This is a genomic window from Hydrogenophaga sp. GW456-12-10-14-TSB4 (assembly GCF_059424305.1).
In genome coordinates this window covers 18,705-29,908 of sequence record NZ_JBWKZH010000071.1, presented here as the reverse complement: position 1 = coordinate 29,908, position 11,204 = coordinate 18,705, and the positions used below count along the sequence as shown (strand labels likewise).

At 67.7% G+C, this 11,204-nt stretch carries 10 protein-coding genes; 9 read left to right on the top strand and 1 reads right to left on the bottom strand.

The features are described 5' to 3' along the window. The 3 genes from mprF to AC07ZS_RS25170 form a co-directional block, all read left to right on the top strand. Positions 1-2,195, top strand: a 2,195-nt coding sequence (gene mprF / locus AC07ZS_RS25180) for a bifunctional lysylphosphatidylglycerol flippase/synthetase MprF (RefSeq protein ID WP_494801217.1), incomplete at its 5' end; no start/stop codon positions are given. Then, positions 2,192-3,580: an AcvB/VirJ family lysyl-phosphatidylglycerol hydrolase gene (locus AC07ZS_RS25175; RefSeq protein WP_494801216.1), complete on the top strand. Its 1,389-nt coding sequence runs from the start codon at positions 2,192-2,194 to the stop codon at positions 3,578-3,580. The genes mprF and AC07ZS_RS25175, both read left to right, overlap by 4 nt. Continuing rightward, positions 3,581-4,753: a hypothetical protein gene (locus AC07ZS_RS25170; RefSeq protein WP_494801215.1), complete on the top strand. Its 1,173-nt coding sequence runs from the start codon at positions 3,581-3,583 to the stop codon at positions 4,751-4,753. It abuts the gene before it with no gap. Between the two features lie 10 nt (positions 4,754-4,763). Here the strand turns inward: AC07ZS_RS25170 and AC07ZS_RS25165 are convergent, their stop codons facing one another. Continuing rightward, positions 4,764-5,351 (bottom strand): NADPH-dependent FMN reductase, encoded by a 588-nt coding sequence (locus AC07ZS_RS25165; protein ID WP_494801214.1) that lies wholly within the window; start codon positions 5,349-5,351, stop codon positions 4,764-4,766. 136 nt (positions 5,352-5,487) lie between these two features. On the opposite strand from AC07ZS_RS25165, the gene mnmG reads away from it, so the two are divergent. The 6 genes from mnmG (at position 5,488) to AC07ZS_RS25135 (ending at position 11,086) form a co-directional block, all read left to right on the top strand. Beyond that, the gene (mnmG, locus tag AC07ZS_RS25160; RefSeq protein WP_494801213.1) at positions 5,488-7,455 is read left to right on the top strand and encodes a tRNA uridine-5-carboxymethylaminomethyl(34) synthesis enzyme MnmG; all 1,968 of its coding nucleotides are present in this window, start codon (positions 5,488-5,490) and stop codon (positions 7,453-7,455) included. Then, complete coding sequence (rsmG, locus tag AC07ZS_RS25155) at positions 7,452-8,126, top strand: 16S rRNA (guanine(527)-N(7))-methyltransferase RsmG (RefSeq protein WP_494801212.1); 675 nt, start codon at positions 7,452-7,454, stop codon at positions 8,124-8,126. The genes mnmG and rsmG overlap by 4 nt, the downstream gene beginning before the upstream one ends. A gap of 61 nt (positions 8,127-8,187) precedes the next feature. Continuing rightward, entirely contained in the window at positions 8,188-8,802 is a 615-nt protein-coding gene (locus AC07ZS_RS25150; RefSeq protein ID WP_494801211.1) for a LysE family transporter, read from the top strand. Positions 8,803-8,813: 11 nt separating this feature from the next. Continuing rightward, a complete protein-coding gene (locus AC07ZS_RS25145) occupies positions 8,814-9,584 on the top strand; it encodes a ParA family protein (RefSeq protein ID WP_494801210.1) in 771 nt (256 codons plus the stop codon). A 15-nt stretch (positions 9,585-9,599) separates the two neighbouring features. Next, positions 9,600-10,139, top strand: a complete 540-nt coding sequence (locus AC07ZS_RS25140) for an RBBP9/YdeN family alpha/beta hydrolase (RefSeq protein ID WP_494801209.1) — start codon at positions 9,600-9,602, stop codon at positions 10,137-10,139. Positions 10,140-10,159: 20 nt separating this feature from the next. Beyond that, positions 10,160-11,086 (top strand): ParB/RepB/Spo0J family partition protein, encoded by a 927-nt coding sequence (locus AC07ZS_RS25135; RefSeq protein WP_494801208.1) that lies wholly within the window; start codon positions 10,160-10,162, stop codon positions 11,084-11,086. Positions 11,087-11,204: the final 118 nt, after the last annotated feature.

The following is an 11,204-nucleotide window of genomic DNA, read 5'->3' as shown; positions in this document are numbered from 1 at the left end:
GGGCGGCGGGGCTGGAGGCGGGCTTGGTCTCGCGCGCCATCGTGTTCAACGCCTTCGGTTTCGGCATCGGCATCGTGGTGGTGGGTGCGGCTGCGCTGGTGTGGGGCGCGGGCACGGTGCAGGCGGTGTTCGGCACGCCACCGGGCCTGCTGCGCGGGGTGGCGGTGGCGGTGCTGCTGGCGGCGGGGGCGTTCATCGGCTTTTGCCGGCGCGGCGGCGAGACGGTGTTCCGGGGCGTGGTGTTGCGCCTGCCCAGCGCGTCGCTGGCCTCGCAGCAGTTGCTGATTTCGGCGGTCGATGTGGTGGCCGCCGCGGCCGCGCTGTGGTTTCTGCTGCCGGCCGGTGCGATCGCGTTTCCCGCCTTCGTGGGCTTCTTTGCGTTGGCGATCGCATTGGGGGTGATCAGCCACGTGCCGGCGGGCCTGGGCGTGTTCGAGGCAGTGATGCTGCTGGCGCTGGGCCACCATGTGCCTCCCGAACAGCTGGCCGCGGCGTTGGTGATGTTCCGCGTGGTCTACCACCTGCTGCCGCTGGCACTGGCGGTGGCGTTGCTGGCCGGGGCCGAGTGGCAGCGCGGCGCGGCCACGCCGATGGTGAAGGCTGCGGCCAGCCTCTCGCCGCTGCTGTTGTCGGCCTTCACCTGGGTGGTGGGCGTGGTGCTGCTGGTGTCCGGTGTTACGCCGGCTTCCGAGGACGCGACCGAGCTGCTGGCGCACCACATGCCGCTGCCGGTGGTGGAGGCGGCGCACTTCCTGGGCAGCATCGCGGGGCTGGCGCTGCTGTTCGTGGCGCGCGGCATGTTCCTGCGGCTGGATGCCTCGTGGTGGGCCGGGCTGGGGCTGGCGCTGGTGAGCCTGGTGCTGTGCCTGCCCAAAGGCATTGCGGTGTCGGAGGCGGTGTTGCTGCTGGTGCTGGCGGGCGCGCTGGCGCTGTCGCGCAAGCAGTTCAACCGGCGCGCGGCGCTGTTCTCGCAGGCCTTCACCTGGGGCTGGCTGGCGGCGGTGGTCGCGGTCGTGCTGGCGGTTACGGCGCTGCTGTTCTTCGTGTACCGCGACGTGGACTACGTGAACCAGGTCTGGTGGCAGTTCGAGTTCGACGGTTATGCGCCGCGTTCGCTGCGGGCGCTGGTGGCGGTGTGCCTGATCACGCTGGCGGTGGCGCTGGGGCGCCTGCTGCGCCGGCCGCAGGCGGTGCTGGTCAAGCCGGACAACGGCGCGCTGGACCAAGCGGCGCGCATCGTGCGCGCCCAGCCTTCGGCGGGGGCGGGGCTGGTGATGATGGGCGACAAGAGCCTGATGGTGTCGGACTCGCAGCGCGCCTTCATCATGTTCGGGCGGCGCGGCCGCTCGTGGGTGGCTCTGTACGACCCGGTGGGCCCGGTGAGCGAGTGGGCCGAGCTGGTGTGGCGCTTCGTGGAGCAGGCGCGCGAGTCGGGCGGGAGAGCTGCCTTCTACCAGGTGCGGCCCGAGGGCCTGCCGGTGTACCTGGACGCGGGCCTGCGCGTGCACAAGCTGGGCGAGTGCGCGCTGGTGGACCTGCCCACCTTCAGTCTGCAAGGCAAGGCGCGCGCGAACCTGCGCCATGGCGTGGCGCGAGCGCAGCGCGACGGCTTGAGCTTCGAGGTGCTGGCGCCGGAGGATGTGGCGGCGGTGTTCGATTCGCTGCAGGCCATCTCGGATGCCTGGCTGAGCGAGCACCACACGGCGGAAAAGGCTTTTTCGCTGGGCGCGTTCCGGCGCGACTATGTGTTGCGCCAGCCGGTGGCGGTGGTGCGCCAGGGAGAGGGCATCGTGGCCTTCGCCACGCTGCTGCGCACCGACCAGAAGCTGGAGGCCAGCGTGGACCTGATGCGCCAGCTGCCGGATGCGCCCCGCAGCGCGATGGACTTTCTGTTCGCGCAGACGATCCTGTATTTCCAGGCGCAGGGGTATCAGCGCTTCAACCTGGGCATGGTGCCGCTCTCGGGCATGGCGCAGCACCCGCTGGCGCCGAACTGGCACCGCCTGGGCCGCCTGCTGTTCAACCACGGCGAGAACTTCTACAACTTCCAGGGGCTGCGGGCGTTCAAGGAAAAGTTCGACCCGGTGTGGGAGCCGCGCTACCTGGCTTCGCCGGGTGGGTTCGCGCCGTTTTTCATTCTGGCCGACGTGGCCGCGCTGATCGCGGGCGGCCTGCGGAAGGTGATCTCCAAATGACCCGCGCTTTGCTCACCACCGGCCTGTTGCTGGCTGCGCTGTCGCTCCCTGGCGTGTCGTTCGCGCAGGCCCCGGTGAAGTCCGCTGCCGCCGAGACCCTGTCGCACGGCAACTTCAAGGACCTGGCGCTGTACCGGCCGCAAGGCGAAGCGAAGTCCTTCGTGCTGTTCCTCTCGGGTGAGGGCGGCTGGACGCCGGCGCTGGCCGCCCAGGCGCAGGCCCTGGCCGGGCAGGGCGCCTTGGTGGCTGGCATCCACACGCCGCGCCTGCTGGCCGCGCTCACCAAGGACGGCGGCGACTGCCTGCTGCCCGATGGCGATCTGGAAAACCTGTCGCACTTCCTGCAGGGTTACGCGCGGATGCCGGCCTACTTCCCGCCGTTGCTGGTGGGCGAGGGGCAGGGCGGCACGCTGGCCTACGCGATGCTCGCTCAGGCGCCGGAGCAGACCTTCGGCGGGGCGGTCTCGATGGGCTTCTGCCCCGCGCTGGCGGTAAAGCGGCCGCTGTGCAAGGGCGAGGGCGTGCACTTCACGCGCCGCGCCGACCGCACGGCGCTGAATCTGTTGCCGTCGCCGCAGCTGCACGGCCCCTGGATGGTGCTGCAAGGCGGTGCGGACAAGGCCTGTGCACCGGCGCAGGTGCAGGACTTCGTGGCGCAGGTGCGTGGCGCCGAGTTGGTGAGCGTGGTGGGTGCCGACACCACACCGTCGCTGCTCGACGCGCAGCGCAAGCTCAGCCGCGCGCCTGCCGTGACGCCGCTCGCGCCCGACACCGGCGTGGCCGACCTGCCGCTGGTGCCGGTGCCCTCCACCGGCACCTCGGACACCTTCGCCGTGTTGCTCTCGGGCGATGGGGGCTGGGCTGGTATCGACAAGGAGCTGGCTGCCAAGTTCGCGGCGGCCGGCGTGCCGGTGGTGGGGCTGGACTCGCTGCGCTACTTCTGGTCGGCGCGCACACCCGAGGGCCTGGCGCTCGACCTGGACCGCGTGCTGCGCAGCTTCGCGGTGCAATGGAAGAAGAGCCGGGCGCTGCTGATCGGTTACTCGCAGGGCGCGGACGTGTTGCCGTTCGCGGTGCCGCGCCTGCCGGCCGTGTCGCGTGGGCTGGTGGCGCGCACGGTATTGATCGGGCCGGGCGAAAAAGCGTCGTTCGAGTTCCGGCTGAGCAACTGGGTCAAGCGCGACAGCGGTGGCCTGCCGCTCAAGCCCGAACTGCAGAAGCTCACGGCGGCCGACACACTGTGCGTTTACGGCACCAACGACCGCGACACGATCTGCCCGCGCGTGCCCGCCGCGCAGGTGACGCCGGTGCCGCTGCCGGGCGACCACCATTTCAATGGTGAGTACCAGAAGCTGGCGGACGAGATCTTGCGGCGCACGCGCTGAATGGCGGACGCTCGCGGTTCGCGGGGCCAAGCGAACCGTTTCGATGACCCACACCACTTCGACGGGTTGGATCGCGTGCAGCGCGTCCATCTCGACGCGCCTGTGCGCGTTTTTTTTGTGACCCTTCAGAAAGTGTGTGACTTCTTGAACTCGATCTCTCTCCAGAGCTTGCGCATCGAATCCCTGTCTCTGGAATTTTTATCCTCCAACCACTCAGGCAATGCCGTGCGAGACCTTGCCGTGCGGCTGGGCCTGCTCCCCAGCGGCTACCCCCAGGGGAGTCAGCTCGTCACGGTGCTGGGGCATGTGGAGCACGAACTGGAGCGACGCGAGTTCGCGGCGCGGTGGCAGTTTGCAACCAGTCTGCAACCCGTGGCGAGGCAACGGTTCAACGCAGCGGACCGGCAAGTGCTGCAGGATTGGTGGGATACGACGAAGCCGGGCTTCACGCCCGTGATCAGCGAGGCGACATTCACGGTGGACGACCACACCGATCTCCAGGCCCGTCTGCAGCAGGTCGACGATTTCGATGAGAACGCGGTGGCTGTGCAGATGGATGACCTGCGGCATGCGCGCGGCCGGATCGTTGCTTCGCTGGATGATTTGAAGAAGAACGAGAAGAAGCAGGCGCTTTGGCAATGGCTCGATGACGTTTGCGCATCGGGCTTGCCAGCACACGAGCAAGCCCGGTTGATCGGAGAGTTCGCACCCCACGTGCGTGGCCTGGAGCCCACCGAGGTCGTGGAGTCGGCCTGGAACCACTGTCTCGGTGGGTTGACTGCAATCGCCCAAAGGCTGCCTCGCGATCAGGCGCTGAACGAGCAGTTGTTGCAGATCGTCGAAACCTTCCCTGTGCTCCAGAAGGTGCGCTACCCCAACAACCCCTTGGTCTTTCTTGTCGAGTGCCGCGAGCAGATGGGGCAGGCAGGGTACCCGGAGGTCGTGTCGGCTTTGTATCTCACTGCTGCACGGCAAGTCGCCGCGAGCCTGCATCAGGACGCGGAGCAAAGCTATCCTGCATTCAGCAATCTGCTTCGGCAGATTGAGCAGGGCGTCAGCGCCGGAGATGGGATTCCTCTGCAGCAGATGAGGGCGGTGCTTGACCCGGCGATTGCGCGCAGTGGCCACTCGGTGCGCACAGCGTGGGAGGCGTTTCTCGGCGTGTACCGCTAGGGCCGACGTATCAAAGGGCCAAACGTTGCGCCGCCCACAGTGCCTGATCGACGACACCCTTGACACCCTGGCGCGCTGGTTCGGCCAGCTGCCCGCTGGCGTCGAAGGCCTCGCCCGCACGCGCCAGCGCGAACTGGCGCGGCGTCAGCCAGCACTGCAAATTCAATAGCAATGGAGATAGATGGGACAAGCTTCTCAGGCCGCCAAGGCCGCCGGGTGAGGCGCTCAGCAGGCCGACCACCTTGCCCGCGAAGGGCTTGAGGCCGTCGCCCCACTCGGGGTCGCCCTTGACGGGGCTGGAGACCCAGTCGATGGTGTTCTTGAGCAGGCCGGTGTAGCTGCCGTTGTACTCGGGCGAGCAGATCACCCAGGCCGGGTGGGCATGGAAGAGCTCCTTGAGGCGGATCGCGGCGGCCGGTGTGCCGCGCGCTTCCAGGTCGGCGTTGTAGAGCGGCAGGTCGAAATCGGCCAGTTCGATGTGGGTGACCGGCGCGCCAGCGTGGCGCGCGATGTCGGCGGCGACTTGCGCCAGACGGCGGTTGTGGGACTGGGCGCGGGTGCTGCCCGCGAAGACGAGAAGAGGTGGGAGGGTGCTCATGGCCCGGATTCTGGCACCGCTGCCGCGCAGCATTCCTGCGTTCGGGGAGAGGGTGGAGGGGGCAGGAAATCCCCAACGGTGGGACAATCGCAGGTTGCCCGGGCGCACCGGGCCTGCATTTCCCGGAAGAAGCACCATGTTGTACCCACAGGAATTCGACGTCATCGTCGTTGGCGGCGGACACGCCGGCACCGAGGCCGCGCTGGCCGCGGCGCGCATGGGCTGCGCCACGCTGCTGCTCACGCACAACATCGAGACCCTGGGTCAGATGAGCTGCAACCCGTCCATCGGGGGCATCGGCAAGGGCCACCTGGTCAAAGAGGTCGATGCCTTGGGCGGCGCGATGGCGCTGGCCACCGACGAAGGCGGCATCCAGTTCCGCATTCTCAACAGCTCCAAGGGCCCGGCAGTGCGCGCCACCCGCGCCCAGGCCGACCGCGTGCTCTACAAGGCCGCGATCCGCCGCACACTGGAAAACCAGCCCAACCTCTGGCTGTTCCAGCAGGCGGTGGACGACCTGATGGTCGAAGGTGACCGTGTGACGGGGGCTGTGACGCAAGTGGGCATCCGCTTCCGTGGTCGCACCGTGGTGCTGACGGCCGGCACTTTCCTGGACGGCAAGATCCATGTGGGGCTGAACAACTACGCGGCCGGCCGCGCGGGCGACCCGCCGGCGGTGTCGCTCTCGGCCCGCCTGAAAGAGCTGCAGCTGCCGCAAGGCCGCCTGAAAACCGGCACGCCGCCGCGCCTGGACGGGCGCAGCATCGACTATTCCAAGTGCACCGAGCAGCCCGGCGACGGCGTGCCCGGTGGCATGAACGCGGACCGCCCGGTGCCGGTGTTCAGCTTCATGGGCAGCACGGCCATGCACCCGCAGCAGGTGCCGTGCTGGATCACGCACACCAACGAGCGCACGCACGACATCATCCGCTCCGGCTTCGACCGCAGCCCCATGTTCACCGGCAAGATCGAGGGCGTGGGCCCGCGCTACTGCCCGAGCGTGGAAGACAAGATCAACCGCTTCGCCGACAAGGACAGCCACCAGATCTTCCTGGAGCCTGAGGGCCTGACCACGCACGAGGTCTACCCCAACGGCATTTCGACCAGCCTGCCTTTCGACATCCAGTACGCGCTGGTGCGCAGCATGCCGGGGCTGGAGAACGCGCACATCCTGCGCCCGGGCTACGCCATCGAGTACGACTACTTCGACCCGCGCTCGCTCAAGAACAGCTTCGAGACCAAACAGATCCAGGGCCTGTTCTTCGCCGGCCAGATCAACGGCACCACGGGTTACGAGGAGGCGGCGGCGCAAGGCCTGTTCGCCGGGCTCAATGCCGCCCTGCAGTGCCGGGGTGAATCGGCCTGGTTACCGCGCCGCGACGAGGCCTACCTGGGCGTGCTGGTGGACGACCTCGTCACCCAGGGCGTGACCGAGCCTTACCGCATGTTCACCAGCCGCGCCGAGTTCCGCCTGCAACTGCGCGAAGACAACGCCGACATGCGCCTGACCGAAGCCGGTCGCCGCCTGGGCCTGGTGGGGGACGCGCAATGGGATGCCTTCTGCCGCAAGCGCGACGCGGTTTCACGTGAAACAGAGCGCCTGAAGGCGACCTGGGTGAACCCGCGCAACCTGCCTGCGCAAGAGGGCGAGCGGGTGCTGGGCAAAGCCATCGAGCACGAGCACAACCTGTTCGACCTGCTGCGCCGGCCCGGCGTGGCCTATGTGGATCTGGTTGGCATGGACGGCGGCAAGTACGTGGCGCCCGAGGTTTCACGTGAAACACTGGCGGAATTGTTGGAGCCGGTGGTGGAGCAACTGGAGATCGCGGCCAAGTACTCGGGCTATATCGACCGGCAGAAGAACGAGGTGGAGCGTGCCGCCCACTACGAGGGCCTGAAGCTGCCGCCTGATCTGGACTACCTGCAGGTGACGGCGCTGTCGTTCGAGGCGCGGCAGAAGCTGGCCAAGCACCGGCCCGAAACCCTGGGTCAGGCATCCCGCATTTCGGGCATCACGCCAGCCAGCATCTCCCTGTTGCTGATTCATCTGAAGAAGGGTGGCTTCAAGGGCTTTGCCACCTTGCCTGCCGACGCCGCCGCATGAGCGATCTGCGCACCACCCTGCAGGCCGGGCTGCAGTCGCTCCGGCTCGACCTCGATGCCCGTCAAGTGGACCTGCTGCTGGACTACCTGGGCCTGCTCCAGAAATGGAACAAGGTTTACAACCTCACGGCCGTGCGCGACCCAGCCGAGATGATGACGCACCACCTGCTCGACAGCCTGGCCGCCATCGGCCCCTTGCTGCGGCAGACACAGGGCAGGGCGCTGCAACTGCTGGACGTGGGTTCGGGCGGCGGACTGCCCGGTGTGGTCATCGCCATCGCCTGCCCGCAGATTCAGGTGACCTGCGTGGACACGGTGGCCAAGAAGGCCGCCTTCATCCAGCAGGCGGCGGCCACGCTCAAGTTGCCCAACCTGCGAGGCCTGCATGCCCGGGTGGAGAGTCTCAACGCACTCTCCGGTCAGGGTTATGACGTGGTGTGCTCGCGGGCGTTCGCGTCCTTGGTTGACTTCACGAACTGGTCGCGCAGTGCCCTGGTCGAGGGCGGGGTCTGGATGGCCATGAAGGGCAAACACCCGGCGGATGAGCTGAGCGCCCTGAGTGCCGGTACCCCGGCGGTGGACGTGTTTCACGTGGAACAACTGCAGGTGCCGGGCCTGGATGCCGAGCGCTGCATCGTCTGGATGCGCCCGGGCCCCGCCGCTGTTGCCTGAACATCACAGCCGGCGGGTGGCGGGCGCTTAAACTCGACCCTCCACTTCTCGGGGTTCCTCCATGTTCGGCATCGCAGATTACGGCGCTTTCGTGGCCGCCATCGTCCTCTTTTTGCTCATTCCCGGGCCTGGAAACCTGGCGCTGATCACCTCCACCAGCAAGGGCGGGGTGAGCGGCGGTCTGGCCGCCACCTTCGGCGTGATCGCCGGTGACCAGGTGCTGATGTGGCTGGCGGTGGCCGGTGTGGCCGCCTTGCTGGCCGCCTACCCGGCGGCTTTCAGTGCGGTGCAGTGGCTGGGCGCGGCCTACCTGGCCTGGCTGGGCTGGAAGATGCTGACCGCCAAACCGGGGGATGCCCCGGTGCTGAACATCCGCCCGCGGCAGTACTTCCAGCAAGCGGCCGTCATCACCTTGCTCAACCCCAAGGCCATCGTGTTTTACATGGCCTTCTTCCCGCTCTTCGTGGACCCGGCCCGCCACCAGGGCCTGATCACCTTTGGTGCCATGGCCGCCACCGTGGCCGTGCTGACCTTCCTGTACGGCCTGGTGGCGGTGCTGCTCACGCACTTCCTGGCCGAGCGCCTGCGCGCCAACCCGGTCATCGGCCGCACGCTGGAGAAGCTGGCGGGGGTCTTCCTCATCGGCTTCGGCATCAAGCTGGCCCTCTCCAAATAAGAAGCAGCACCATGGCAAAAATCTTTTGTGTGGCGAATCAGAAGGGTGGGGTGGGCAAGACCACCACCACCGTCAACCTCGCCGCCGGCCTGGCCAAGGTGGGCCAGCGGGTGCTGATGGTGGACCTGGACCCCCAGGGCAACGCCACCATGGGCTCGGGCGTGGACAAGCGCCAGATGGCGCTCTCGGTGTACGACGTGCTGCTGGAGTCGGCCTCGGTGGCCGAGGCGGCGGTGTATTCGGAGAAGTGCGGCTACCACGTGCTGGGCGCCAACCGTGAGCTGGCGGGCGCCGAGGTCGAGCTGGTGGAGGTGGAGCGGCGCGAGAAGCGCCTGAAGACCGCCCTGGCCGAGGTGGGCGACACCTACGACTTCGTGCTGATCGACTGCCCGCCCAGCCTGTCCATGCTCACCCTCAACGGCCTGTGTGCGGCGCACGGCGTGATCGTGCCGATGCAGTGCGAGTACTTCGCGCTGGAGGGACTGACCGATCTGGTCAACACCATCAAGCAGGTGCACGCCAACCTGAACAAGGACCTGGCCATCATCGGCCTGCTGCGCGTCATGTTCGACCCCCGCATCACGCTGCAGCAGCAGGTGAGCGACCAGCTCAAGGCCCACTTTGGCGACAAGGTGTTCGACACCGTCATCCCGCGCAATGTGCGCCTGGCCGAGGCGCCCAGCTACGGCCTGCCGGGCGTGGTGTTCGACCCGGCGGCCCGGGGCAGCCAGGCTTTTGTGGCCTTCGCGCAGGAGATGGTCGCGCGCATCGGCAAGATGTGACCGGGGATGTTTCACGTGAAACCTCAGAACATCCTCATCCTTCCCGGCTGGCAGAACAGCGGGCCCGAGCACTGGCAAAGTCGCTGGGAAGCCACGCACGGCTACCGCCGGGTGGAGCAGCACGACTGGATGCGCCCCAAGCGCGGTGACTGGATCGCCCGCCTGGAAGAGGTGCTGCTGGGTTGCGACGAGCCGGCCGTGCTGGTGGCCCACAGCCTGGGTTGCCTGCACACGGCGGCCTGGGCGTCGCACTCCCAGAACACCTCGCGGGTGAAGGCCGCCTTGCTGGTGGCGCCCGGTGACGCTGAGCGGGAAGAGATGCGGCCCGTGCTGCCGAGCTGGTCGCCCATTGCGATGCAGCGCCTGCCCTTTCCCAGCGTGCTGGTGGGCAGCCGCAACGACCCCTATTGCAGTTTCGAGCGGGCGCAGGCCTTCGCCATGGCCTGGGGCTCGCGCTTCGTCGATCTGGGCGAAGCCGGCCACATCAACGCCGAGTCCGGCCTGGGCGACTGGCCGGCCGGCCACGCCGTGCTGGTCGAACTCATGAACCTCTGATTTTTGAAAGAAGAAGACCGATGGTCACCAAGAAACCCAAGGGCCTCGGCCGCGGACTCGAAGCCCTCTTGGGCCCCAAGGTGGAAGAGGGCGCACCTGCACCGGCCGCCGCTGAAGGCGCGCCCAGCAGCCTGCCCGTGACCGAGCTGGTCGCGGGCATGTACCAGCCGCGCACCCGCATGGACGAGGGCGCGTTGTACGAGTTGGCGGAGTCGATCAAGGTCCAGGGCGTGATGCAGCCCATTCTCGTGCGCCAGCTGACCGACGGCCCGAACGCCGGCAAGTACGAAATCATTGCCGGGGAGCGGCGCTTCCGTGCCTCCAAGCTGGCCGGGCTCGACAGCGTACCGGTGCTGGTGCGCGACGTGCCCAACGAGTCCGCCGCCGCCATGGCGCTGATCGAGAACATTCAGCGCGAAGACCTCAACCCCCTGGAAGAGGCCCACGGCCTGCAACGCTTGGTAAAAGAGTTTGGGCTCACTCACGAACAGGCGGCCCAGGCTGTGGGGCGCTCGCGCAGTGCGGCCAGCAACCTGCTGCGCCTGCTGCAGCTGGCGGAGCCGGTGCAGACCATGCTGATGGCCGGCGACCTCGACATGGGCCACGCGCGCGCGCTGCTGGCCCTGGACAAGGCCCACCAGATCACGGCCGGTAACCAGATCGCCGCCAAGAAGATGTCGGTGCGCGAGGCCGAGGGCCTGGTGAAGAAGCTGGGCGCCGAATTTGCGCTCGCGCCGCAAAAGCTCAAGAAAGAGAAGTCGCGCGACATCCGCCGGGTGGAGGAAGAGCTGGCCGACCTCCTGACGGCGGACGTGGAGGTGCGGGTGAAGAAACGCGTCAAGCGCCACGGGCGCTTCGAGGACATGGGCGAGGTGGCGATCCAGTTCGGTTCGCTGGAGGCCCTGAACGGCATCATCGAGCGATTGCGCGGCACTTCGGCCCACTGACGCACGGCCCGTCGGGGAAACGGGCCTGTTTTCCCTCGCTTTTTTCCGCATTGCGACACTTGGCGGCCACATAACCTGACTGGGCCCGGTCTTGCGGCGTTGATGTCTCGTTCTGAAA

Coding starts and splice junctions, on each gene's coding strand:
- AC07ZS_RS25175 (WP_494801216.1), top strand. CDS start 2,192: ATGACCCGCGCTTTGCTCACCACCGGCCTGTTGCTGGCTGCGCTGTCG.
- AC07ZS_RS25170 (WP_494801215.1), top strand. CDS start 3,581: ATGGCGGACGCTCGCGGTTCGCGGGGCCAAGCGAACCGTTTCGATGAC.
- AC07ZS_RS25165 (WP_494801214.1), bottom strand. CDS start 5,351: ATGAGCACCCTCCCACCTCTTCTCGTCTTCGCGGGCAGCACCCGCGCC.
- mnmG (WP_494801213.1), top strand. CDS start 5,488: ATGTTGTACCCACAGGAATTCGACGTCATCGTCGTTGGCGGCGGACAC.
- rsmG (WP_494801212.1), top strand. CDS start 7,452: ATGAGCGATCTGCGCACCACCCTGCAGGCCGGGCTGCAGTCGCTCCGG.
- AC07ZS_RS25150 (WP_494801211.1), top strand. CDS start 8,188: ATGTTCGGCATCGCAGATTACGGCGCTTTCGTGGCCGCCATCGTCCTC.
- AC07ZS_RS25145 (WP_494801210.1), top strand. CDS start 8,814: ATGGCAAAAATCTTTTGTGTGGCGAATCAGAAGGGTGGGGTGGGCAAG.
- AC07ZS_RS25135 (WP_494801208.1), top strand. CDS start 10,160: ATGGTCACCAAGAAACCCAAGGGCCTCGGCCGCGGACTCGAAGCCCTC.